Raw genomic sequence first — 23,621 nt, forward strand, 5'->3', positions numbered from 1 at the left:
GGTCGTGAGTCAGCTCGTCCTGAAGGACGTGTCGTACGGGTATCCGGACCGGCCGGTGCTCGACCGGGTCTCGCTGACGGTGCGGCCCGGCGAGCACGTGGCGATCATCGGCGAGAACGGTTCGGGCAAGTCGACGCTGCTGCGCATCGTGGCCGGTGAGCTGCTCCCCGCCGAGGGGTCCGCGGTCGTGGTCGCCGACGGCGGCACCGGCTACCTCGCCCAGACGCTCCGGCTGCCGCCCGAGGCGACCGTGCGGGACGCCGTCGACGACGCGCTCGCGGACCTGCGCGACCTGGAGCGCCGGATCAGGGCGGCCGAGGCGGAGCTCGGCTCGGCGGACCGGGCCGGGCTCGCCGCGTACGCGGATCTGGTGGCGGCCTTCGAGGCGCGCGACGGCTATCGCGCCGACGCCCGGCTGGAGGCCGCCCTGCACGGGCTCGGCGTACCCCGGCTGGATCGCACGCGGACGCTCGGCTCGCTCTCCGGCGGTGAGGCGGCGCGGCTCGCGCTCGCCTGTGTGCTCGCGCCGCAGCCCGAGCTGCTGCTCCTGGACGAGCCGACGAACCACCTCGACGACCAGGCGCTCGGCTGGCTGGAGGACCGGCTGCGGGCCCACCGCGGCACCGTCGTCGCCGTCACCCACGACCGGGTCTTCCTCGACCGGGTGGCGGGCGCGATCGTCGAGGTCGACGGGGACCGCCGCTCGGTGGCGCGGTACGGCAACGGCTGGCACGGCTACCTGGAGCAGCGCACGGCGCTGCGGCGCCGCTGGGAGGAGCGGCACCGGGCGTGGCGCGACGAGGTGGAGCGGCAGGAGCGGATCGCCGAGGGGACGGCGGACCGGCTCTCCAGCGGCTGGCGGATGCGGGACAGCAGCTCGTTCGCCAAGTTCTCCAAGCACCAGCGGTCGGTGGAGGGCCAGGTCTCGGGCATCGTCCGCAACGCGCGCGAGCGGCTGCGTAGGCTGCGCGCCGAGCCCGTGCCGAGGCCGCCGGACCCGCTGCGGTTCCTGGCGGGCGAGGGCGCGCTGGAGGGCGGCGACCATCCGTTCGTACGGCCCGTCGAGGTGACGGACGCCGTGGTGGGCGAGCGGCTCGCGGTGGACCGGCTGGTGCTGGAGCCGGGCTCACGGACGCTGGTGACGGGGCCGAACGGCGCGGGCAAGTCGACCCTGCTGGCGCTCCTCGCGGGGCGGCTCGTACCGGATCGCGGCAGCGTCCAGCTGCCGCCGCGCATCGGCTACCTGACGCAGGAGGTGGCGCACGACGGCGTCGGCCTGCCGCTGCTCGACGCGTTCGCGGCCGGGCTCGGCGGGCTGCCGGAGGACCACGCGGAGACGCTCCTGGCCCTCGGGCTGTTCCGCGAGGAGGACCTGTCCGTGCCGGTGCGCGGCCTCTCCGTGGGGCAGCGCCGCCGCCTCGACCTGGCGCGCCTGGTCACCCGCCCCGCCGATCTGCTGCTCCTGGACGAGCCGACGAACCACGTGTCCCCCGCGCTCGTCGAGGACCTGGACGAGGCGCTCGCCGGGTACGCGGGCACGCTCGTGGTGGTCTCGCACGACCGCAGGCTGCGGGAGCGGTTCGCCGGGGACCAGGTGCGGATCGCCGACGGGGCGCTGGTCGCCGGCGGCTGACGTCAGGCGGCGGGCCGGGCGGGCTCTGCCGAGGTCGTCCCGCCGGTGGGCTCTTCCAGGATGCCGGGGCCGTGCGGTCCGATGCCGGCCGTGCCGACGGCCGTGAGGACGGCGAGCAGGGTGGCCAGGCCCGCGGTGCCGAGTGCGGCCACCCAGTCGACGTCGAGCAGGTTCGTGGCGCCGGCCACGAGGACGGCGGCGAGGGCCTGGGCGAAGGTCCTGATCGCGCGCTCGGCGGTGGCCTTCCAGAAGGCGGTGCTCCACATGGTCGTCTCCCCCGTCTCGTTCGTGCTGCCGTGCCGCTGTGCCGTCTGCTCCTGGAATACCGCGGGGCCGGGCCGCTGCCCAGACCTGCGGCGCGCGGAGCTGTGACCGGCCGGGATACCATCACTGGCGCCATGCAGATGAATGCCAAATACACCAGCCTCGTCGCGGTCGGCGACTCCTTCACCGAGGGCATGTCGGACCGGCTCCCGGACGGCTCGTACCGCGGCTGGGCCGACGTGCTGGCCGGCCGGCTGGCGGCCCAGAGCCCCGGCTTCCGGTACGCGAACCTCGCCGTGCGCGGCAAGCTCATCGGGCAGATCGTCGACGAGCAGATCGATGTCGCCGCCGCCATGAAGGCGGACGTGGTGACCCTCGTCGGCGGCCTCAACGACACCCTGCGCCCCAAGTGCGACATGGTCCGGGTCCGCGATCTGCTCACGGAGGCCGTCGAGAGGCTGGCCCCGTCGTGCGAGCGGCTGGTCCTGATGCGTTCGCCGGGGCGCAACGGTCCGGTGATGGAGCGGTTCCGGCCGCGCATGGAGGAGCTGTTCACCTGCATCGACGACCTCGCGGCGCGGCACGACGCCGTGGTCGTCGATCTGTACGGGGCCGCGGCCCTGGGCGACCAGCGCATGTGGGACGTGGACCGGCTGCACCTGACGACGGAGGGCCATCGCCGGGTCGCCGAGGCGGTGTGGCAGGCGCTCGGGTACGACGCCGAGTCCGACTGGCGGGCCGCGCTGCCGACCGCGGTCCCGCCGAACTGGGTGACCCGCCGGGCGGCCGACGCGCGCTTCGCCAAGCAGCACCTCGTGCCGTGGATCGGGCGGCGGCTGACCGGCCGCTCCTCGGGTGACGGGCGGCCGCCGAAGCGGGCCGAGCTGACGCCCTACGCCGACCTCGCCGACCACACCGACGACCGCCCCTAGAGGTCACCGGGTGGTGCGGGCCGCCATCACGCCGAATCCTGCGATGTACTCCGGGATCGGCCGGTAGAACGAGTACGCCACGTCGTAGGGGCCCGCGGCGCCGAGCGCCGCGAAGGCGGCGACCCAGGTGCGGACCTCGTGCGCGGAGTTCCCCGCGTCCTTCGCCATCTGGTCCGCGGTCATCGCGTCGATCGGCGACAGGTCCCCGGAGGCGAGCACCGCCATCAGGTTCCGGTCCCACTCGGGGTTGAGGTCGCGGATGTCGGCCGTGCCCGCCGCGAAGGCCTTCGCCGTGTCGATGACCCGCTGCTGGCGCGCGTCGCGGGCGGCGGCCGTGGGGTGGCGCCCGTTGAGCAGCAGGGCGCGGGCGGCGTCGTCGGCGGTGGCCCACTGGGGCACGGGCGGGTCGTGGGAGAGTCCGCCGGAGCCGACGACGAGGACGCGTTCGTCCTGGAGCGCCGCGAGGTACGAGCCGATCGCTTCGCCGAGCCGGCGCACGCGGCGCATCGTCACGAAGGGCCTGGCGACGCCGTTGACGAAGACCGGGACGGTGGGGACGGTGTCGACGCCGCCGAAGAGGATCTCCAGCGGCTGAACGGCGCCGTGGTCGACCTCCATGCGGCGGGAGACGGCCACGTCGATGTCCCGCTCGGCCACCCACTGCGCGAGCTCCTCGGCACGCTCGCCCGGCACGCTCAGCGGCCCTTCGGTGGTGCCGTAGTCGCCGACGCCCACGGCGTCGAAGCCGATGCAGAACGGCGGCATCAGGTCGTGGAAGAAGCCGTTGTAGTGGTCGGGCGCGAAGGAGACGACCAGGGTGGGGTCGTACTCCGTCACGAAGTTCCGCACGGTGTCGAAGGCGCCCTGGACCGCGTCGGCCACCTCTGCGGGCGGATCGGCGTACTCCAGCAGCGGGCTGTGCGACATGGTGACGAGGGCGAGGGTCATGCCGGGACTCCTTCCGTGGTGAGGGATCCGGCCGCGAGAACGGCGGCGAGGGTCCGCGAGGCCTGCACGGTCAGCGAGGCGGCCGCGACGAAGCGGTCGGGACGCAGGACGACCAGACCGCAGGCGCGGGTGTCGAACCAGTTCTTGAGCGCTCCGGTGCTGTCGCCGACCACCGTGACCGGCGCCGGTGAGCCGGCGGAGCGCTGCTCGGCCCAGGCGCGCTGGGTCTCGGGCACGAAGGAGACCAGGGCGATGCGGTGGCGCCGGACGAGCGCCAGGTCGGCCGGTGACAGGAAGGCCGTCGGGTCGGTGCCCCAGGTGGCGAGGGTCCACCAGTCGCCGGTGACCTCGTCGAGCAGGACGTCCGTGGCGTCCGCCGTGCTGACGCGCGGCTGGATGAACTGCAGCCCCACCGGGGAGAGTTCACCGGCGGAGTCGGTGAACGGGGCGAGCCGGCCGCGCTTGAACCCGGCCCGCGCGGTGCCCGGCGCGAGGGTCGCCTGGTCGACGACGACACCCGCGGCGTAGCGCGGCATGGGCTTGAACCGCAGGTCGGTGAAGTACGACTTCCACCGCGGTACGAGATTGAGCACGACGGCACAGGCGTCGCGCAGCCCACCGCCGAAGCGGCCCATCTTCATGATCGTGCCGGCCGCCATGTTCACGTCGATCATGTCGGCGGCGTGCCGGCGGCGCTCCTCGGTGTAGGTGTCGAGGAGGGCGGCGTCGGCGCTGCCGTCGAGGACGGAGGTGAGCTTCCACGCCAGGTTGGTGGCGTCGCGGATGCCCGAGTTCCAGCCCTGGCCGAGCCAGACCGGCATCAGGTGGGCGGCGTCGCCCGCGATGAGGACGCGCCCCTTGCGGAAGGAGGCGGCCACCCGCCCGTGGTGGGTGAAGGTGCGCTGGTTGATGACCGTGAGCGCCGCCGGGTCGGGGACGTGCCGCTCCAGCAGGGAGTGCATGAAGGCGGGGTCGTCGACCCGTTCGGTGGGCTCGTCGTCGTGCAGCATGAACTCCCAGCGGCGGATGCCCTGGGGCAGGCCGATGGATACGTAGGGGCGGCGCGTGTCGGCGCCGAGGTAGACGGACGGGGTGCCGATCGGGTCGTTCTCGACGTCGACGACCACCCAGCGGGTCGAGGGCGACTTGCCCTCGAACGGCACGCCCATCCACTTGCGGGTGAAGGAGCTGCCGCCCTCGCAGCCGACGGCGTACGCGGCGGTGAGGGTGACGGTGCCGGTGGCCTCGCCGTCGGCGTCGAGCCGCTCGGCGGTGACCGCGACGTGGTCGCCGCGGTCCTCCAGGCCCACGACCCGGTGGCCGAAGCGCAGTTCGGTGCCGGGGAACCGGTCGAGGCCCGCGGCGAGTTCCCGGTCGACCAGCGGCTGGATGAAGCCGTGCTTGCGCGCGTGGCCGAACTCCTGGGTCCGCGGGTCGTTGGTGGCGAGGACCCGCCCCTTGCCGTTGACCAGCCGCACCACGTGGTGCGCGACGGTGTAGGGGCGGACCTTCTCCCACAGTCCGGCCGTGCTCAGCGTGCGGATCGATTCGTCGTCGAGTCCGACGCCGCGGGGGTAGTCGATGAGCCGGTCGCGGCTCTCCAGGACGGTGGCCCGGTGGCCGCGCACGCCGAGCAGGTTGGCGAGGGTGAGGCCGACGGGACCGGCTCCGATGACAACGACGTCGGTGTCGAGGGTGGTCATGTTCTGCGTCCGATCGAGTTCGGGGTCGGGTCGGGCCGGCTCAGTTGTGCGACAGGAAGTCGACGACGAGGCGGTTGAACTCGGCGGCGTGCTCGATCATCGCCCAGTGGCCGCAGCGGTTGAGCAGTACGAGCCGGGCGTCCGGGATGTTCGCCAGCAGCCACAGGCTGATCTCGTAGGGCAGGACCCGGTCGTCCTTGCCGTGGACGAGCAGGGTCGGCGCCGTGATGCCGGGGATCCTGTCGCGGTCGACCCGGACCGGGATGGGGGCGCCGTGCGCGAGCCCCTCGACATAGTTGGCGAGGTGGTCGGGGCGGCTGAGCGCGGCCTCCGAACGGGCCCGGGTGAGCTCCGGGGTCGCGAAGCGCTCCTTGTCGTACGTCATGATCTCGACGAGCGCCCGCATGTTCTCCGGGCTGGCGTCCTTGTACGCCCTGACGAGCACCTTCAGGCCTTCGCTCGGCCCGTCGCCCGCGCCGAAGAGGGTGGCGGGGCCGCGGCCGAGCGAGGCGCCCATGGTCACCAGGTGGCTGAGGCGTTCGGGGTGCAGCGTGGCGAAGCGGATCGCGGTGTGGGCGCCCATCGAGTTGCCGACGAGGGCCGCCGTCCGGATCCCGAGGGCGTCGAGGAACTCCGTGAGCGTCGTGTCGTGGTCCATGTCCTTGGTCGCCTGGGCGTCGGAGTCACCCCAGCCCGGCATGTCGGGTGCGAGGACGTGGAATCCGGCGTCGGCGATCGCGCCCAGGTTCCCGGAGAAGTTCGACCAGCCGGTCGCGCCGGGACCCGAGCCGTGCAGCAGGACGACGGGGACGCCCCCGCGCTCCCCGGCCTCGTAGTAGCGCAGGCGCAGGCCCGACGGAAGCGTGATGTCGCGGGCTGCGGATTCCTTGGTGACGGTCATGACCTGAACTCACTCTCGTGCGTTATCTGCACGCAACCAACCGATAGTTGCACAACGACTTGTATGCAACGCCCAGGGCAGGGGATTGTCAAGGGTGGGCGGGCGGCGCGGGCAAAGGGCCCGTGACCTGTAGGTTCCTACATCTGGCTGATGGTTCGGAGCCTGTACGGACGCCCGGTAAACTCCGTACACGTGACTGCGCCTGCCAAGCCCCGTATCCCGAACGTTCTCGCCGGACGCTATGCCTCCGCCGAGCTCGCCACCCTCTGGTCGCCGGAGGAGAAGGTGAAGCTGGAGCGACAGCTCTGGCTCGCCGTGCTGAAGGCCCAGAAGGACCTCGGGATCGAGGTGCCGGACGCCGCGATCGCCGACTACGAGCGGGTGCTCGACCAGGTCGACCTGGCCTCCATCGCCGAGCGCGAGAAGGTCACCCGGCACGACGTGAAGGCCCGCATCGAGGAGTTCAACGCGCTCGCCGGGCACGAGCAGGTCCACAAGGGCATGACGTCCCGCGACCTGACGGAGAACGTCGAGCAGCTCCAGATCCGGCTCTCCCTCGAGCTGATCCGGGACCGCTCCGTCGCCGTCCTCGCGCGCCTGGGCAAGCTGGCCGGCGAGTACGGCGAGCTGGTCATGGCGGGCCGCTCCCACAACGTCGCCGCGCAGGCCACCACCCTGGGCAAGCGCTTCGCGACCGCCGCCGACGAGCTGCTCGTCGCGTACGGCCGGGTCGAGGAGCTGCTCGGCCGCTACCCGCTGCGCGGCATCAAGGGCCCGGTCGGCACCGCCCAGGACATGCTCGACCTGCTCGGCGGCGACGCCGCGAAGCTCGCCGACCTGGAGGACCGGATCGCCGGGCACCTGGGCTTCGCCCAGGCCTTCACCTCGGTCGGCCAGGTCTACCCGCGCTCCCTGGACTACGAGGTCATCACCGCGCTCGTGCAGCTCGCCGCGGCCCCCTCCTCGCTGGCCAAGACGATCCGCCTGATGGCCGGCCACGAGCTGGTCACCGAGGGCTTCAAGCCGGGCCAGGTCGGCTCGTCGGCGATGCCGCACAAGATGAACACCCGCTCCTGCGAGCGCGTCAACGGCCTCATGGTCATCCTGCGCGGCTACGCGTCGATGACCGGCGAGCTGGCGGGAGACCAGTGGAACGAGGGCGACGTGTCCTGCTCGGTGGTGCGCCGGGTCGCGCTGCCGGACGCGTTCTTCGCGCTGGACGGTCTCCTGGAGACGTTCCTGACGGTGCTCGACGAGTTCGGCGCGTTCCCCGCCGTCGTCGCCCGTGAGCTGGACCGCTACCTGCCGTTCCTGGCCACGACGAAGGTGCTCATGGCCTCGGTGCGCGCGGGCGTCGGCCGCGAGGAGGCCCACGAGGCCATCAAGGAGAACGCGGTGGCCTCGGCCCTCGCGATGCGCGAGCAGGGCGCCGAGCGCAACGAGCTGCTCGACAAGCTGGCCGCCGACTCCCGCATCCCGCTGGACCGTGCGCAGCTCGACGAACTGATGGCGGACAAGCTGTCGTTCACCGGCGCGGCCGCCGGCCAGGTGGGCCAGATCGTCGCGCGGGTCGACGAGATCGTGAAGCAGCACCCGGAGGCCGCCGGCTACGCGCCGGGGGCGATCCTCTGACGCGGCTCACCACCGAGGAGCTGGAGGCCGCTCGCGGCCTCCAGCTCCCGGACGTCGCGGGCGACGGCCTCCGGGTCCTGTTCTGCGGCATCAATCCGGGTCTGATGAGTGCGGCGACCGGTCACCACTTCGCCCGGCCGGGCAACCGCTTCTGGCCGGTGCTGCACCTGTCCGGCTTCACGCCCCGGCAGCTGAAGCCGTCCGAGCAGGACGAACTGCTGTCGTACGGGCTCGGCATCACCAACGTCGTCGCGCGGGCCACGGCGCGCGCCGACGAGCTGAGCCCGGCGGAGTACCGCGAGGGCGGCCGGCTCCTGACGGAGAAGGTCGCGCGGCTGAAGCCGGCCTGGCTCGCCGTGGTGGGCGTGACCGCGTACCGGTCGGCCTTCGGCGAGCCCAGGGCGAAGATCGGGCCGCAGGAGCGCACCATCGGCGGTTCGCGGGTGTGGGCGCTGCCCAATCCCAGCGGTCTGAACGCGCACTGGTCGACGGCGGCCATGGCGGAGGAGTACGCACGACTGCGGGACGCCTCCGCCGATCCGTCCTAGGGCCTGTCTCCGTGAGACGGGCCCTGGCCGCTACGGCTTACGGGCGACGACCCCGAACTGGGCCACCAGCGGGCCCTCTTCCGTGCCGTCGGTGCGCCAGCGCGCGCAGGAGACGAGGCCCGGCTCGACGAGCTCCAGGCCGTCGAGGAACGCCTTCACGTCGGCGCCGGAGCGGGCGGTGATCGGGGGCGTCGCGTTCTCGTTCCAGAACTTCATCGCGTCCGCGTTGCCCTCCCCGCCCAGCTCCAGCGTGGGGTGGGTGAGGACGACGTAACTGCCGGACGGGATCGCGTCCACCAGACGGCGCACGATGGACGTGGCCTCTTCGGTGTCGAGCACGAAGTTCAGGATGCCCAGGAGCATGATCGCGACGGGCCGGTCGAAGTCGAGCGTGTCGGACGCGGCCTCGACGATGGCCCGCGGGTCGTGGGCGTCGGCGTCCACGTAGCTGGTGGCGCCCTCGGCAGAGCTCGTGAGCAGGGCGCGCGCGTGGGTGAGCACGATCGGGTCGTTGTCGACGTACACGATGCGGGAGTCGGGCGCGATGCGCTGCGCGACCTCGTGCGTGTTCTCCACGGTCGGCAGGCCCGTGCCGATGTCGAGGAACTGGCGGATGCCGGCCTCGCCCGCCAGGAACGTGACGGCCCGGCCCAGGAAGGCGCGGTCGGCGCGGGCGACCTCGCCGATGCTCGGGTACATGGACGTGACCATGTCGCCGACCTGCTCGTCCACCTCGTAGTGGTCCTTGCCGCCCAGCCAGTAGTTCCACACACGGGCGTTGTGCGCGATGTGGCTGGCGATCCGCTCCCCCGGCTGCTGCGCGCTGTCGTCGCTCATGTGCTCTCCTTCGTGCGGTGTGCGATGTGCTGCGGTGGTGGAGCACGGCCGCGGTGGCGGCTGTGGCCGGGCTCAAGATCCCATGGTGGCACGGGAGTTCCGCACGTGTGTCCTGCGCGGGGACTTGTGTCCTGTGCGGGGACTACGGCGGAGCGATGTCGGTGATCACGGCGAGGAGCTGGTACGGCTCTCCGTCGCCCTGCCGGGACACGGCGAGGGCCACCCACCGCTCGCCGACGCTCCACAGGTGGATCTCCTGGGCGCAGGCGCTGAGCCAGCCCCAGGGCTCGGGTATCTCCTCGCCGAACTCCAGCGCCCGCGTGTTCATGCTCCACAGACTGAGCTGGTCCGGGGCTCCCCAGCGGGCGGCGAGCACCGCCGAGAGTGCGTCCCGGTCGGCGTCCGCCCTGGCCTCGGCGAGATCGCGCACCCCGTCGCGCTCCGCCAGCTCGGCCATCACGTAACCGGGTCCGCTCCAGCCCACGTCCGACCTGCCGTGGACGTCCGGGAACGGGCCGGCCCACAGCAGGTCGATCGTCGCGAGCTGCTCCGCGGTGTTCATGGATCCCAGTAAAACGCCCGCCACTGACAACGGGCCGGTCCCCGGTCAGGCGTCCCTGCGCCGGACCGCCCACCACCCGGCGAGCACGGCGGCGGCGGCCCACAGCGCGGTCACGGCGAGCCCCGTCCAGGGCCCGAGCGACCCCACGGCGTGCTGCCGCAGGACCTGCTGCCCCGCCCGGTCGGGCAGGAAGTCGGCGGCCGAGCCCGCCACGTCGCCGACGACGAACGACACGATGAGCAGGAACGGGACGAGGATGCTCAACACGGCGACGGCGCTGCGCAGGACGGCCGTCAGACCTGCCGCGAGCAGCGCCATCAGCGCGAGGTACACACCGCCGCCGAAGCAGGCCCGCACGGCCCCCGGGTCGCCGAGGCCCAGCGCGTAGGACCCCATGAACGCCTGCCCGGCGAGGAACGTCGCGAACGTCGTGAGCGTGCCGACGGCGAAGGCGCAGCCGCCGACGACGGCGATCTTGGCCGCGTAGAACAGGCCGCGCCGCGGGACGGCGGACAGGGAGACGCGCAGGGCTCCGTTGAGGTACTCGCAGGAGACGGCGGTGGCGCCGAAGGCGAGCGCCGCGATCTGACCGAAGTTGAGGGCGTAGAAGGCGCCGAGGAGGAGGTCCTCGCTGTCGTCGGCCTCGGCCTGGCCGATGGTGGCGAAGGCCAGGACGGTGACGGCGAGGGTGGCCGCGAAGACCGCGAGGAGCGAGCCGAAGCTGCCGCGCAGCGACCTGATCTTGATCCACTCGGAGTGCAGTACGGCGGTGGTGCTCACGGTCGGGCCTCCTGGAGGGGGGTGGCGGCGAACTCGGCCTCGTGCGCGGTCAGGGCGAGGTAGGCCTGCTCCAACGAGGCCTGCTCGTCGGCCAGTTCGAGGACGGGGATGCCGTCGGCGGCGGCGAGCGCGCCCACCTCCGCCGCGGTGGCGCCGTCGACGGTGCAGCGGCCGTCGTCGGCGACGGCCACCTGGTGACCCGCGCGCGTGAGTGCGGCGCGCAGCCGGCCGGGGTCGGTGGTGCGGACGTGGGCGCGGCGTGCGGTGTGCGCGGCGATGAAGTCCGGCATCGGGGTGTCGGCGAGCAGCCGCCCGCAGCCCAGGACGACGAGGTGGTCGGCGAAGGTGGCGGTCTCGTTCATGAGGTGGCTGGAGACGAGGACGGTGCGGCCGGCGCGGGCCAGGTCGCGCATCAACTCCCTGATCCAGATGATGCCTTCGGGGTCGAGCCCGTTGGACGGCTCGTCCAGCATGACCACCTCGGGGTCGCCGAGCAGCGCCGCCGCGATGCCGAGGCGCTGCCGCATGCCGAGCGAGAACGTCTTGACGCGCCGCCGTGCGACCGCGGCGATCCCCGCCTGTTCCAGCACCTCGTCGACGCGGCGCAGGGGGATGCGGTTGCTGGCGGCGAGCGCCGCGAGGTGTGCGTGGGCGGTGCGCGCTCCGTGGGCGGCCTGCGGGTCGAGCAGCGCGCCCACCACGCGCAGCGGTTCGCCGTACGTCGCGTACGGGCGGCCGCCGACGAGCGCCGTTCCGCGGGTGGGTCGGTCGAGGCCGAGCGCGAGGCGCATGGTGGTGGACTTTCCGGCGCCGTTCGGGCCGAGGAAGCCGGTGACGCGGCCGGGTGCGACGCTGAAGGTCAGCCGGTCCACGGCGCGCGTCGTGCCGTACTCCTTGGTGAGGTCCTGGACGTCGATGCTGGTCATGACGTCAGCCTCGCGTGCGTCGGGGGTGGCGGGCCTCCCCCGCCGGTGGAGATCGTCTCCCCCGCACGGGGGAACCGCCGGGCCCTCGGCGGCTGGCACGATGACGGCATGCCCCGCTTCCTGAGGCCGCTGACGCGGACCGTGACGTACACCCGCTGGCTGCACCTGCTGTGTGCCGGCGCGTTCGCCTTCGTGTGCGCCGCGGTGTACCCCGGGCTCAGCCAACCCACGCTGCGGGACTGGGTTCTCGTGTACCTGGTCCCGGTGCCGCTGCTCGCGCTGGCGGGTCTGGTTCCTCTCGTGCGGCGCGCGGAGGGTCTCCAGGCGCGGTTGATGCTGTTTCCCGGCGGGCACGCGCGCGTGGCGGGGCACGGTGCGGAGAGCGACGTCTCGGTGGCGCCGTCCACCTCGTGGCGCGACCGGGGCAGGACGTCGGCGTGGCTCGTCGTGCGCCTGCTGCTCGGACTGACCGTGGCCCTGCTCTCGGGGCAGGTGATGGCCCTGGTCCTGGACATGACCGCGGCGGCCGCCGGGACGGCGACGCACTCCGCGTCGGTGGTCACCCTGCCGGGCACCGGCTGGTGGTACGGGCTGCTGATCCCCGTGACGCTGTTCGTCCTGCTGTACGTCGTGGTGGGCGCGGGCTGGGCGATGGCGCGGGTCGCCCACACGCTGCTCGGTCCGTCGTCCGCCGAGCGGCTCGCCGCCCTGGAGGAGCGCACCGAGCAGCTTCTCGAGCGCAATCGGATCGCGCGGGAGCTGCACGACTCGATCGGTCACGCGCTCACCGTCGCGGTGGTGCAGGCGGGGGCGGCACGCGCGGCGGGTGATCCGGCGTTCACGGAGCGGGCGTTGGACGCCATCGAGGAGACCGGCAGGGCGGCCCTGGAGGACCTGGAGCGGGTCCTCGTGGTGCTGCGGGAGGCGGAGCAGCCGGCGAGCCGCCGTCCGACGCTCCAGGAGGCGGACCGGCTGCTCGACTCGGCGCGGGCCTCGGGGGCGAAGGTGGACGCGGAGGTGTGCGGCCCGCTGGAGACGGTGCCGGGGCCGGTCTCGCGGGAGGGTTACCGGATCCTTCAGGAGGCGCTCACCAATGTGCTGCGGCACTCCGGGACCGTGCCGGTCCGGGTGTCGCTCGCGGTCGGGGACGGCCGGCTGGTCCTGGAGGTGCGAAATCCGCTGTCCACCGGTGGCGCGTCCGGCGCCGGGGGCACGGGGAGCGGGCTGCGCGGGGTGCGGGAGCGGGCGGCGCTGCTCGGCGGCCGGGCCCGGACGGGTCCCGTCGGCGACGAGTGGCAGGTGCACGTCGAACTCCCGGTGGGGTGATCTACGCTGACCGCGTGTCTGTCACCTCTGTCACGGTTCTCCTCGTCGACGACGAACCCCTGGTCCGCGCGGGACTGCGCGCCGTCCTGGCGGCGCAGCCCGACATCGAGGTGGTGGGCGAGGCGGCGGACGGCGCCGCGGTCGTTCCGCTGGTGCGCGAACTGCGGCCCGACGTGATCGCCATGGACGTACGCATGCCGCTGCTCGACGGGATCGAGGCCACGCGTGCGGTGCTGCGCTCGGTCGAGGATCCGCCGAAGATCCTGGTGATCACCACGTTCGAGAACGACGAGTACGTCTACGGGGCGCTGCGCGCGGGGGCCGACGGCTTCCTGCTGAAGCGGGCGAGGCCAGCCGAGATCGTGCACGCCGTACGGCTCGTCGCGGCGGGCGAGTCCCTCCTCTTCCCGGCCGCCGTGCGCAAGCTGGCCGCCGAGTACGGCACCGCCCCGGCGCGTGCGGCGATGGAGCGGGCGGCGCTGACCGAGCGCGAGGGTGCGGTGCTGCGGCTGATGGCGCGCGGCCTGTCGAACGCGGAGATCGCCGCGGATCTCGTCGTCGGCACCGAGACCGTGAAATCGCATGTGAGCGCCGTGCTGGCCAAGCTGGGGGCGCGCGATCGGACCCAAGCGGTGATCGCCGCCTACGAATCCGGTTTCGTGGCGCCGGGCTGAGGCCCGTTCCGTCCGTTTCGCGCCCTGCCCGGGTGAGCGGACGGGGCCGCAGAAGTGCACCCGGCTCTCGCCGCCGCGGTCCTCTGCGAGTAGCATCCGGCGAACACGCGCAACTGCTGGGAGGACGGACGTTGGGGCAGCTGACCGGCGGGGATCCCTCTCTGCTCAGGCGGATCAACTCCGCGGTGGTGCTGCACGCGTTGCGCGCCACGGATTTCGCGACGCTCACGGAGATCACCCGGGTGACCGGCCTGTCGCGGCCGACCGTCGAGGGGGTCGTCGAGGGGCTCATCGAGGCCGGACTCGTCATGGAGACCACGGTCGAGGAGCCGGGCGCACGGCGTCAGGGACGGCCCGCCCGGAAGTTCCGCTTCCGGGCCGAGGCCGGTCATCTGCTCGGCCTGGAGATCGGGGCGCACCGGGTGGCCGCGGTGCTCTCGGCGCTGGACGGCAGGATCGTCGGTTCGGCGTCCAAGGACGTCGACGAGACCGCTTCGGCGGAGGAGCGCATCGAGCGGGGCCGCGGTGCCGTCGCCGATCTGCTGCGCCGGGCGGGGGTGCCCCGTGGATCGCTGCGCGCGGTCGGCGTGGCCAGCCCCGGCATCGTCGACGCGGACGGGACGGTGCGGCTCGGTACGGCGCTGCCCGGGTGGACCGGGCTGCCGCTCGGCGAACGGCTGCGGCGCTCGTTCAAGTGCCCGGTCCTCGTGGAGAACGACGCGAACACGGCCGCCGTGGCCGAGCACTGGAAGGGCGCCGCGGTCGACTCGGACGACATGGTGTTCGTCATGGCGGGGCTCAGCCCCGGGGCGGGCGCGCTGATCGGTGGGCGGCTGCACCGGGGGTTCGGGGGCGCCGCCGGGGAGATCGGGGCGCTGCATCTGCTGGGCCGCGAGGTGCGGCCCGAGACGCTGCTGTCCACGACGGACGAGCCGCTGCATCCGCTGGACGAGCAGGCCGTGGCGAAGGTGTTCGCGCTGGCGCGGGAGGGCGACGAGCGGGCCGGGGCCGCGGTCGAGCGCTTCATCCAGCGGCTCGTGCACGATGTCGCGGCGCTGGTGCTCGCGCTGGATCCCGAGCTTGTCGTGGTCGGCGGGTGGGCCGCCGGGCTCGACGGTGTGCTCGATCCGCTGCGGCGGGAGCTGGAGCGGTACTGCCTCCGGCCGCCTCGGGTGACTCTGTCGCTGCTGGGTGAGGCTGCTGTGGCTACGGGGGCGTTGCGGTTGGCCCTGGATCATGTGGAGGAGCAGTTGTTCGCCACGGAGAGCACGGTGACGGCCCGCCAGTGAGCCGTGCGCCTGGTGTGGGCCGCGGTTCGGGTTGTGTGGCGGGTGGGCGTGGGTGGGGGGTTTTGCGCAGTTCCCCGCGCCCCTGGAGGGGCGCTCGCGCGGGTGCCGGCTGGGGATGCTTGGCGGCTGAAGGTGCGTGGGGGGGTCTTGCGCAGTTCCCCGCGCCCCTGAAAGGGCCTCCGAGATTGTCCCCTGGGGCGCATGGCGGCTGAACGTGCGTGGGGTGTTCTGCGCAGTTCCCCGCGCCCCTAGAAGCGACGCCCCCGAGACTGACCCCTGGGGTGCATGGCGGCTGAACGTGCGTGGGGTGTTCTGCGCAGTTCCCCGTGCCCCTGGAGGGGCGCCCGGTGTCAGGAGGCCTGGGGGTGGGCGGGGTGGTGGATTTCTACGCCTGTTGTGTCGCCGAAGGTCAGGCGGCAGGTGTCCGCTCGGTACGTCGCCACGGAGACCGCCGCCGTGATGCCCTCGCTGAAGTAGCGGGTGGTGACGACGAGGACCGGGGCGCCGGGGAGGCGGTCGAGTTCCTTGGCGTCGTCGGCGCGGGCGGAACCGAGCTCGACCGCGCGGTCCTGGCCGTCGAGGCCGAAGCGCTGCAGCTCGCGCAGGACGGCACGCGCGCGTGCGGCACCGGACGGAGCGTCTATGGCGGTGAGGTCGGGCACCGAGGACGAGGGCACGTAGAGCAGTTCGGCGGCGACGGGCTGCCCGTGCGAGACACGGGTGCGCCGCAGGACGTGCACGGTCTCGCCGGGGGCGGTCTCCAGCATGCCCGCGACGGCGGCCGGCGGAACGTCCGGCGTGCAGTCCACGGCCTGCCAGGCGTCCCCGCTGGCGCCCGGCCAGTCCTGGTCGGTGGAGGCGACGGCGACGCCCACCCGGGGCGGCGCGACGGTCGTGCCGACGCCGCGGCGGCGCTGCAGCCGGCCTTCGAGTTCGAGCTGCTCGAGGGCCTGTCGGAGCGTGGCGCGGGCGACACCGAACCGGGCCGCGAGATCACGCTCGTTCGGCAGGATCTCCCCCACGGCGAACTCCGAGTCGAGCGCCTCGCTGAGCACGGTCTTCAGGTGCCAGTACTTCGGCTCCGGTGCCGCTTCCAACTGCGTGGTCCCCACCCTGTCCTCCGCAATCGCCGTGTCCCGGCGGCTTTTTAGCGCCCTTGTTTATTAAAGGTTCCTGCACTATCTCTGCGAGCGTAGGCCCGCCCCCAGACTTGGTCAAGACCAATCCTCGATCGGTTACGGCGCGCACAGGGGCCTTGCCGCAGAGCGTTCACGGAGGGCCGCGATCCGTTCATACGGCGTTCGTGAGACCCGCATGAATCGGACATGAGAAGGCGCGAAGAAGCGCCCCGACCGGGAGGGTTGCGTTCGGGGCGGGCCTCGACAGCGCGCCGGATCGCCGCGCAGGGGGAACGAAGAGCGCTGCCTACAGGAGCGACTGAAGCTTGTCCGGGTTGCGCACGATATAGACGCCCTGGATCTTGCCTTCGTACACGCCCAGTTGGAAAGCCGCGTCGAGTTTGCCGTCGACGAGGGCGAGCAGGCCGAGGCCGCCGTTGAGTTCCACGAAACGGAACTCGAAGGCCGTGTCGGCGCCCAGCCGCGCGGCCCCGATCATGAACCGGCCCACCTTGTCCGCGCTCTCGACGACGCGCAGCGGAGCCTTGGCCTTGCCGCCGCTGTCGCCGACGAGCCGGACGTCCGGGGCGAGCAGCGCCATGAGGCCGTCCAGGTCGCCCTCGGAGGCGGCGGCCAGGAACCTCTCGGTGAGGTCGCGCTGTTGGGCCGGGTCCACGTCGAAGCGGGGGCGGCGCTCCTCGACGTGTTTGCGGGCACGGGCGGCGAGTTGACGCACCGCGCTGTCGCCGCGCTCCAGGATGGTGGCGATCTCGGCGAACGGCAGGCCGAAGGCCTCCCGCAGGACGAACACGGCCCGCTCCAGTGGCGACAGGGATTCCAGGACGACGAGCACGGCGAGCGAGACGGAGTCGGCGAGCACGGCCTGTTCGGCGGTGTCGGGCACGGTGGGCCCGAAGTCGGTGACGAGCGGTTCGGGCAGCCAGGGGCCCACGTAGGACTCGCGGCGGGCCTGCTCCTGGCGGAGCCGGTCGACGGCGAGGCGGGTGGTGATGCGCACCAAGTAGGCGCGTGGTTCGCGCACCTCCGCGCGGTCGGCCCGGGACCAGCGCAGCCAGGCGTCCTGCACCACGTCCTCGGCGTCGGCGACACGGCCCAGCATCCGGTAGGCCACGCCCATCAGAACGGGACGGTGCTCTTCGAAGACGTCGATCACGGTGTCGGTGGCCACGCCCCCATCCCAACCGACGAATCGGCGCCTGTCCAGGCGGAGCCGAACCGTCCGCCAGCAGAATGGGCGGGCCTGCGCCGAGGGTCGGCGGGAGGCCGGGGAGGCTGCGATGCGGTACGCGGTTCTGGGCACGGGGATCGTCGGGCGGACGCTTGCGGGGAAGCTGGTCGGGCTGGGGCACGAGGTACGGCTCGGCGCCCGCAGCAAGGACAACCCGGCGGCCCTGGAGTGGGCGCAGCAGGCGGGTCCGCGGGCGAGCGCGGGCACCTTCGCGGACGCCGCCGAGTTCGGGCAGCGGATCATCGAGGCGGTGGGCGGCCACGTCGCGCTCGCCGCGTTGCAGGCGGCCGGGGCCGGGCAGCTCGAAGGGAAGGTGGTCATCGACACGTCGAACAAGCTGGAGCAGGTGGACGGCGGAGTACGGCTCGCACCGCTGGACGACATCGGCAGCGTGGGGGCGCAGTTGCAGCGGGAGTTCCCGCGCGCGCGGGTCGTGAAGACGCTCAACACGCTGAACTTCGCCGTCATGACCGATCCGTCCAGGGTGCCGGGCGAGCACCAGCTGTTCCTCAGCGGGGACGACGCGGAGGCCAAGGAGGAGGTACTCGGTCTGCTGGGCGAGTTCGGCTGGCCGCGGGACCGGGTGATCGACCTGGGCGGCATCGAGACGGCGCGGGCGGTGGAGCTGATGATGCCCCTGTGGCTCACGATGTACGGCAGCGTGGGGCACGGGGACTTCAACTGGCAGATCCGGTCGGCCGGTTGATCCCACCCGCCCGAGCCCCTCCGTCCCGTCTCTTCGGCTCCCCCTCTTGAACTGGGGGCTACTCAGCGGTAATTGTTGCTGACAAGGAGTCTAAGGAACCGTCGCGGCGTGGCGGGGACAGGGAGCGAGCGACATGGCGGCACAGGCATCCTTCACCATCGATAGCCCCGGCGGTCCGCGCACCGTGACCCTCACGTACGAGCGCGCGGGCGCCGGGGAGCCGCTGCTCCTGCTGCACGGGATCGGACACCACTGGCAGGCGTGGCAGCCGGTCCTGCCCATCCTGGCGACCGAGCGGGACGTCATCGCCGTGGACCTGCCGGGGTTCGGGGCGTCGCCCGCGCTGCCGGACGGGCTCGCGTACGACCTGACGAGCGTGGTGCCGGTCCTCGACGCGTTCTGCCGTCATCTCGGGATCGAGCGGCCGCACGTGGCCGGGAACTCGCTGGGCGGCCTGCTCGCCCTGGAGCTGGGCCGCGAGAAGCTCGTACGGTCCGTCACGGCGCTGTCCCCCGCCGGGTTCTGGAGCGAGGCCGAGCGCCGCTACGCGTTCGGCACGCTGCTCGCGATGCGGCAGGGCGCCCGGGCGATGCCGCTGCCGGTGATCGAGCGGCTGTCCCGCTCCGCCGTGGGCCGGGCCGCGCTCACCAGCACCATCTACGCCCGGCCCGGCCGCCGTTCACCGGAGGCCGTGGTCGCCGAGACGCTGGCGCTGCGCGACGCGACCGGGTTCCGCCAGACCCTCGATGCGGGCCGCGGGGTGCTCTTCCGCGACGCCGTCCCCGAGCTGCCCGTCACGATCGCATGGGGCACCCGTGACCGGCTTCTCGTGCGCCGGCAGGGGGTCCGCGCCAAGCACGTCCTGCCGGACGCGCGCCTGGTCAGGCTTCCGGGCTGTGGTCACGTGCCGATGCACGACGACCCGGCTCTGGTCGCCCGCGTCATCCTCGACACCAGCCGCTGACCGGCGGCCGAACACGCCGGAGCCCAGGGCGACCCCGGTGGCGACGAGCGCGCTGCCGATCCCCTGGGCGACGCCGTACGCCCCCGCACCGACCAGCGGTGCGGTGCAGGCGGCCGCGACGGGGATGAGCCCGGAGAAGAGCGTGGCCCGCTCGGCGCCGATCCGCTGCATCCCCATGTACCAGCACACGAACCCGATCACCGTGACGATCACGGCCTGCCACACCAGGGCGGCGGCCTCCGACCGGTCGGGCACGCGCAGCCAGGCGGCGCCGTCCACGGCCACGCCCACGGCCGCCGACTCCAGCGCGGCGATCGCGCACACCGTGCAGGACAGGAGCCGGGGCCCGAGCGGGCGCAGCACCGGGACGGCGAGCACCGCGAACCCCACCTCTCCGGACAGCGCGCCCACGGAGAAGACGATCCCGAGCACGTCCGTGCGGCCCCACCCCTGGACCGTGAACGCCCCGGCGGCCACGAGCAGGGCACCGTAGAGGACGGCCCGTCGGGGACGCCGCCCGCCCAGCAGGGGGACCAGGACGGCGACGACGACGGGTGCGCATCCTACGAAGACACCCGGTACCGCGGGTTCCGCCGTGCGCTCCGCCGCGAGAACCGCGAGGTTGAAGCCCACCATCCCGACGGCCGAGAGCAGCGCCAGCCGCCCCCACTGCCGTCCCTTCAGGCGCCGCAGCGGGGCCAGGCCGCCGCGCCCGACCAGGGGAAGGAGCAGCACACACGCGACTCCGTAGCGGAGGAACTGGCCGCCCGCGTACGGGTAGTGGCCCAGGGCGCTGTTGGCGGTGAAGGAGCCGCCCACCAGGATGCAGGCGACGGCGGCGAGCAGGGAGCCTCGTACGGATGTGGCGTTCATGAGGTCGACGCTAGGAGGCGGACTGGTCCGGTTGGAGGTCCACTTGCCGGACTCCTTCGAGGACCAATCCTCATCGCGCACTAGGGTCCACGGATGACGTCCGACGCCCTCGCGCCCTCAGCGGCCTGGGAGTTGCTGCTGCCCGCTGCCGCCGCTCCGGCACGCGCGCGTGGTCGCGCGCTGCAGTCCGCACTCCGGGAGGCGGTGCGCACGGGCCGGCTCGCTCCCGGGACGCGGCTGCCGTCGAGCCGGGATCTCGCACGCGACCTCGGGGTCTCGCGCGGCCTGGTCACCGAGGCGTACGAGCAGCTGACCGCCGAGGGCTATCTGCGCAGCGGCCGGGGGGCCGGGACCTGGGTGGGCGAGGCGGTCCGGGCGCCGGCGCCGGGGGCCAGGGACCTCGCCCCGCGCAGCTCTCCCGGGGTCCGGGCCGACTTCGTGGCGGGCAGCCCCGACCTGTCGCTGTTCCCGCGTGCGGCGTGGGCGGCGGCGCAGCGGGGCGCGTTGTCCGAACTGCCGCACCAGGGCCTCGGATACCCGGACCCGCGGGGTCTGCCCCGGCTGCGCACCGCCCTCGCCGAGCTGCTCACGCGGCGCCGTGGTGTGGTGGCCGATCCGGAGCGGATCATCGTGTGCTCCGGGGTGACGCAGGCGGTGACGCTGCTCGGGATCGTGCTCCACGCGCGCGGGCAGCAGGGCATCGGTGTCGAGGATCCCGGGAGCCCCCAGTACGAGGACCTGTTCGCGACGGCCGGTCCGCGGGCGGTGCGGCTGCCCGTGGACGCGGAGGGGCTCCGTACGGGGCCGCTGCGGGACTCCGGGGTCCGTACCGTGGTCACGACGCCGTCGCACCACTTCCCGTCCGGCATCGCGTACACCGCGCGGCGCCGGGCCGAACTCCTGGACTGGGCGCGGGAGGTGGACGGGCTCGTCGTGGAGGACGACTACGACGGCGACTTCCGCTACGACCGTGCGCCGGTGGGCGCCCTCCAGGGGCTCGACCCCGATCACGTCGCCTACACCGGTTCGGTCAGCAAGTCGCTGGCGCCGGGGCTTCGGCTCGGCTGGCTGGTCGTGCCGGACGGCCTCGCGGACGAGATCGTGGCCACCAAGCGCTACATGGACCTCGGCAATCCGGCGCTGGACCAGGCGGCCCTGGCCCGGTTCGTCGAGCGCGGCGACTACGACCGTCAGCTGCGCCGCTGCCAACGCGCCTACAAGGAGCGGCGGGACGCGCTGGTGGCCGCTCTCCGGGAGCACCTGCCGGGGACCGAGGTGTCGGGCATCGCGGCGGGACTGCACGTCATCGCCACGCTCCCGGACCGCTGCGGCCCGCAGGACGCCCTCCTCGACCGGTGCGCATCGGCGGGCGTGGCGGTGCGTCCGCTGAGCCACTACGGAAGCGGCACGGGCGACGGGGTCCCTCTGGTGCTCGGCTACGCCCACCTGTCGCCCGCCCGGATCACCGAAGGGGTGCGCCTACTGGCTCGGGCCGCTCAGGAGTTGGACCACGCGCGCGTGCACAGCACCAGGCGGTAGCCGTCGGGGTCCTCCACGGTGACGCCCCACTCGTTCCAGTACGGGTTGGGCGACTTCACCCGCTGCCCGCCGTGCTCTTCGAGGCGCGCGACCAGGCCGTCCGGGACGGGGCCGTCCACGTACACGACCAGGAGGTCTTCCTCGGTGGGCCGGGGCGGCACCGGAGCGGCCTGCTCGTGGACGAGTTCGAGGTGCCAGGTGGCGTCCGGCCAGCCCAGCATGAGCAGGTCGTGCTCACCCGGGGTCGGGCCTCCCTCGGCGCGATAGATCACGCTCAGGCCGAGCCCCTGGGTCCAGAACGCCTCCGCGGCGGCCAGGTCCTTCGACGGGCGCGCGACACGGATGTGGGCGGTGGACAGGCGTGCTGCGGTCATCGGGGTTCCTTTCGACGCGGTGCGCCGAGCCTATGCAGCGGGCAACCTGAGGTCATCGGGCACGCGGACGGGCCGTACCGCGTCCGGAGACCTACGTCTGCGGGAGGAGGCCGCCGCGCGCCCGGTTCCCTTGACGGCGGGGACAGTTGTTCACTTGGGGTTCGTGTGCGCGCCGTGGTGAAACAGTAGGTGTGGCTCCGCGGCGTCGCGCACCCATGGCACCGCACCGTCGTCGGAACCGTCACTGGAGGCGCCCATGTCACACCGTCCGCAGAGTCCCCTGCCCGGCCGCCGTGGAGTGCTGCGCGGCGCGGTCGCCGCGTCGGCGGCGCTCGCCCTGCCGGCGATCGGTGGCGGGACCGCGCCCGCCTTCGCCCTGTCGGGGCGGCCGAAGGCGGGCTGGGGCGTGCAGGCCGGTGACGTGACCGCGCACTCGGGTCTGGTCTGGGTGCGCTCGGACCGGCCCGCGCGGATGATCGTCGAGACCTCGGCCACCGAGTCGTTCAAGAAGACGACCAGATGGCGGGGTCCGCTGGTCGGTGCGGGCACCGACTTCACGGGCACCACCCGGCTGCACGGCCTGCCGCCGGGCGAGCAGATCCACTACCGCGTCCTGCTGGCCGATCCGGACGACCCGCGGCGCACGAGCGAACCGGTGTCCGGCACGTTCCGCACCTCCCCCGTGGGGCGCCGCTCCGACGTGCGGTTCCTGTGGTCGGGCGACATCGCGGGCCAGGGCTGGGGCATCAACCCGGACCGTGGCGGCTACCGCGTCTACGAGGACATGCGCGCCCTGGACCCGGACTTCTTCGTGTGCAGCGGCGACAACATCTACGCGGACGGACCGATTCTGCCCAGCGTGACGCTGCCCGACGGGCGGGTGTGGCGCAACGTGACGACCGACGAGAAGGCCAAGGTCGCCGAGACGCTCGCCGAGTTCCGCGGCGCGTTCCGCTACAACCTGCTCGACGAGAACCTGCGCCGCTTCAACGCCCAGGTCCCCACGATCACGCAGTGGGACGACCACGAGGTCCACAACAACTGGTACCCGGGCCAGATCCTCAACGACGACCGGTACACGGAGAAGAACGCGGACGTGCTGTCCGCGCGTTCGCTGCGCGCGTTCAGCGAGTACTTCCCGGTGTCGACGCTGCCGCCGGGCGACGCCGAGGGCCGCGTGTACCGGGCGCTGCGGCACGGCCCGCTGCTCGACGTGTTCGTGCTCGACATGCGCACGTACCGGAACGCGAACTCCGCGAACCGGCAGGCCGACGACGCGACCGGCATCCTCGGCGCCGAGCAACTGGCTTGGCTGAAGCGCGAGTTGTCGAGGTCGCGGGCGACGTGGAAGGTGATCGCCTCCGACATGCCGCTGGGTCTCGTGGTGCCGGACGGCGCGACGAACTTCGAGGCGGTGGCGCAGGGCGACCCGGGCGCGCCGCTCGGGCGCGAACTGCAGATCGCCGAGCTGCTGCGGCACATCAAGCACCGCCGGATCACGGGCACGCTGTGGCTGACGGCCGACGTGCACTACACGTCGGCGCAGCACTACGAGCCGTCGAAGGCCGCGTTCCAGGACTTCGAGCCGTTCTGGGAGTTCGTGTCGGGTCCGCTGGCCGCGGGCGGTTTCCAGGCGACGAAGCTCGACGGGACGTTCGGTCCGCAGCAGGCGTTCATCAAGGCGCCGTCGCGGGCGAACACCTCGCCGATGGAGACGCCGCCGTACTTCGGCGAGGTCGAGATCGACGGCGGCAGCGGCGAGCTGACGGTGCGGCTGCGGCAGGAGGGCGGCGACGTGCTGTTCTCGAAGACGCTGCAGCCGGGGCGCGTCGGGCAGTGAGCG

At 73.0% G+C, this 23,621-nt stretch carries 22 protein-coding genes and 1 pseudogene; 11 read left to right on the plus strand and 12 right to left on the minus strand.

All coding sequences use genetic code 11. The annotated features are described in order from the left end of the window. The first annotated feature begins 4 nt into the window (after positions 1–4). Complete coding sequence (gene abc-f, locus RBJ77_RS00705; protein ID WP_372343145.1) at positions 5–1,633, plus strand: ribosomal protection-like ABC-F family protein; 1,629 nt, start codon at positions 5–7, stop codon at positions 1,631–1,633. A gap of 2 nt (positions 1,634–1,635) precedes the next feature. On the opposite strand, the gene RBJ77_RS00710 is transcribed toward abc-f, so the two are convergent. After that, entirely contained in the window at positions 1,636–1,899 is a 264-nt protein-coding gene (locus tag RBJ77_RS00710; protein WP_372343146.1) for a holin, read from the minus strand. 132 nt (positions 1,900–2,031) lie between these two features. Between RBJ77_RS00710 and RBJ77_RS00715 the strand changes: the two genes are divergently transcribed. Then, a complete protein-coding gene (locus tag RBJ77_RS00715; RefSeq protein ID WP_372343147.1) occupies positions 2,032–2,829 on the plus strand; it encodes an SGNH/GDSL hydrolase family protein in 798 nt (265 codons plus the stop codon). 3 nt (positions 2,830–2,832) lie between these two features. Here RBJ77_RS00715 and RBJ77_RS00720 read toward each other — a convergent pair whose 3' ends face one another. Genes RBJ77_RS00720 through RBJ77_RS00730 form a run of 3 tightly spaced genes read right to left on the minus strand, consistent with a single transcriptional unit; the run spans position 2,833 to position 6,381 of the window. Then, positions 2,833–3,777: a 3-carboxyethylcatechol 2,3-dioxygenase gene (locus tag RBJ77_RS00720; RefSeq protein WP_372343148.1), complete on the minus strand. Its 945-nt coding sequence runs from the start codon at positions 3,775–3,777 to the stop codon at positions 2,833–2,835. Next, on the minus strand, positions 3,774–5,480 hold the full coding sequence (locus RBJ77_RS00725; protein WP_372343149.1) for a bifunctional 3-(3-hydroxy-phenyl)propionate/3-hydroxycinnamic acid hydroxylase: 1,707 nt from the start codon (positions 5,478–5,480) through the stop codon (positions 3,774–3,776). The genes RBJ77_RS00720 and RBJ77_RS00725 overlap by 4 nt, the downstream gene beginning before the upstream one ends. A 40-nt stretch (positions 5,481–5,520) precedes the next feature. Then, on the minus strand, positions 5,521–6,381 hold the full coding sequence (locus RBJ77_RS00730) for an alpha/beta fold hydrolase (RefSeq protein WP_372343150.1): 861 nt from the start codon (positions 6,379–6,381) through the stop codon (positions 5,521–5,523). Between the two features lie 150 nt (positions 6,382–6,531). On the opposite strand from RBJ77_RS00730, the gene purB reads away from it, so the two are divergent. Then, positions 6,532–8,013, plus strand: coding sequence for an adenylosuccinate lyase (purB, locus tag RBJ77_RS00735; protein WP_372343151.1), 1,482 nt, complete (start codon positions 6,532–6,534; stop codon positions 8,011–8,013). Continuing rightward, positions 8,010–8,561: a G/U mismatch-specific DNA glycosylase gene (gene mug, locus RBJ77_RS00740; protein ID WP_372343267.1), complete on the plus strand. Its 552-nt coding sequence runs from the start codon at positions 8,010–8,012 to the stop codon at positions 8,559–8,561. Before purB ends, mug begins: the two co-directional genes overlap by 4 nt. A 30-nt stretch (positions 8,562–8,591) precedes the next feature. Here mug and RBJ77_RS00745 read toward each other — a convergent pair whose 3' ends face one another. From RBJ77_RS00745 to RBJ77_RS00760, 4 genes are all read right to left on the minus strand, one after another. Next, on the minus strand, positions 8,592–9,398 hold the full coding sequence (locus tag RBJ77_RS00745) for an SAM-dependent methyltransferase (RefSeq protein ID WP_372343152.1): 807 nt from the start codon (positions 9,396–9,398) through the stop codon (positions 8,592–8,594). A 142-nt stretch (positions 9,399–9,540) separates the two neighbouring features. Then, the gene (locus tag RBJ77_RS00750) at positions 9,541–9,960 is read right to left on the minus strand and encodes a hypothetical protein (RefSeq protein ID WP_372343153.1); all 420 of its coding nucleotides are present in this window, start codon (positions 9,958–9,960) and stop codon (positions 9,541–9,543) included. A 45-nt stretch (positions 9,961–10,005) separates the two neighbouring features. Continuing rightward, positions 10,006–10,740, minus strand: a complete 735-nt coding sequence (locus RBJ77_RS00755; protein WP_372343154.1) for an ABC transporter permease — start codon at positions 10,738–10,740, stop codon at positions 10,006–10,008. After that, positions 10,737–11,666, minus strand: coding sequence for an ATP-binding cassette domain-containing protein (locus RBJ77_RS00760; protein WP_372343155.1), 930 nt, complete (start codon positions 11,664–11,666; stop codon positions 10,737–10,739). The genes RBJ77_RS00755 and RBJ77_RS00760 overlap by 4 nt, the downstream gene beginning before the upstream one ends. A gap of 108 nt (positions 11,667–11,774) precedes the next feature. Between RBJ77_RS00760 and RBJ77_RS00765 the strand changes: the two genes are divergently transcribed. The 3 genes from RBJ77_RS00765 to RBJ77_RS00775 all read left to right on the plus strand — a co-directional run bounded on the left by RBJ77_RS00765 (position 11,775) and on the right by RBJ77_RS00775 (position 14,955). Then, positions 11,775–12,992 (plus strand): sensor histidine kinase, encoded by a 1,218-nt coding sequence (locus tag RBJ77_RS00765; RefSeq protein WP_372343156.1) that lies wholly within the window; start codon positions 11,775–11,777, stop codon positions 12,990–12,992. A gap of 14 nt (positions 12,993–13,006) precedes the next feature. Continuing rightward, on the plus strand, positions 13,007–13,666 hold the full coding sequence (locus tag RBJ77_RS00770) for a response regulator transcription factor (protein ID WP_255981795.1): 660 nt from the start codon (positions 13,007–13,009) through the stop codon (positions 13,664–13,666). 131 nt (positions 13,667–13,797) lie between these two features. Beyond that, the gene (locus RBJ77_RS00775; RefSeq protein ID WP_372343157.1) at positions 13,798–14,955 is read left to right on the plus strand and encodes an ROK family transcriptional regulator; all 1,158 of its coding nucleotides are present in this window, start codon (positions 13,798–13,800) and stop codon (positions 14,953–14,955) included. Between the two features lie 350 nt (positions 14,956–15,305). Here the strand turns inward: RBJ77_RS00775 and RBJ77_RS00780 are convergent, their stop codons facing one another. Both RBJ77_RS00780 and sigJ read right to left on the minus strand, forming a co-directional pair. Further along, complete coding sequence (locus tag RBJ77_RS00780) at positions 15,306–16,067, minus strand: GntR family transcriptional regulator (protein WP_255979840.1); 762 nt, start codon at positions 16,065–16,067, stop codon at positions 15,306–15,308. 313 nt (positions 16,068–16,380) lie between these two features. Continuing rightward, positions 16,381–17,262 carry an RNA polymerase sigma factor SigJ gene (gene sigJ / locus RBJ77_RS00785; protein WP_372343158.1) on the minus strand — a complete coding sequence of 294 codons (882 nt, stop codon included), beginning with the start codon at positions 17,260–17,262 and terminating at the stop codon, positions 16,381–16,383. 109 nt (positions 17,263–17,371) lie between these two features. Between sigJ and RBJ77_RS00790 the strand changes: the two genes are divergently transcribed. Both RBJ77_RS00790 and RBJ77_RS00795 read left to right on the plus strand, forming a co-directional pair. After that, positions 17,372–18,028, plus strand: a complete 657-nt coding sequence (locus RBJ77_RS00790; protein ID WP_372343159.1) for an NADPH-dependent F420 reductase — start codon at positions 17,372–17,374, stop codon at positions 18,026–18,028. Positions 18,029–18,161: 133 nt separating this feature from the next. Beyond that, positions 18,162–18,992 carry an alpha/beta fold hydrolase gene (locus RBJ77_RS00795; protein WP_372343160.1) on the plus strand — a complete coding sequence of 277 codons (831 nt, stop codon included), beginning with the start codon at positions 18,162–18,164 and terminating at the stop codon, positions 18,990–18,992. Between the two features lie 84 nt (positions 18,993–19,076). Here RBJ77_RS00795 and RBJ77_RS00800 read toward each other — a convergent pair. Further along, positions 19,077–19,865 (minus strand): annotated as a pseudogene (locus RBJ77_RS00800) (DMT family transporter); the annotation flags it as partial. 93 nt (positions 19,866–19,958) lie between these two features. On the opposite strand from RBJ77_RS00800, the gene RBJ77_RS00805 reads away from it, so the two are divergent. Then, a complete protein-coding gene (locus tag RBJ77_RS00805; protein ID WP_372343161.1) occupies positions 19,959–21,404 on the plus strand; it encodes a PLP-dependent aminotransferase family protein in 1,446 nt (481 codons plus the stop codon). Here the strand turns inward: RBJ77_RS00805 and RBJ77_RS00810 are convergent. Further along, positions 21,362–21,778, minus strand: coding sequence for a VOC family protein (locus tag RBJ77_RS00810; RefSeq protein WP_372343162.1), 417 nt, complete (start codon positions 21,776–21,778; stop codon positions 21,362–21,364). The genes RBJ77_RS00805 and RBJ77_RS00810 overlap by 43 nt on opposite strands. A gap of 256 nt (positions 21,779–22,034) precedes the next feature. Between RBJ77_RS00810 and RBJ77_RS00815 the strand changes: the two genes are divergently transcribed. Further along, entirely contained in the window at positions 22,035–23,618 is a 1,584-nt protein-coding gene (locus tag RBJ77_RS00815; protein WP_372343163.1) for an alkaline phosphatase, read from the plus strand. Positions 23,619–23,621: the final 3 nt, after the last annotated feature.

This window comes from Streptomyces sp. KL116D, assembly GCF_030766975.1.
In the GTDB taxonomy this organism is placed as follows: Bacteria; Actinomycetota; Actinomycetes; order Streptomycetales; family Streptomycetaceae; genus Streptomyces; species Streptomyces longispororuber_A.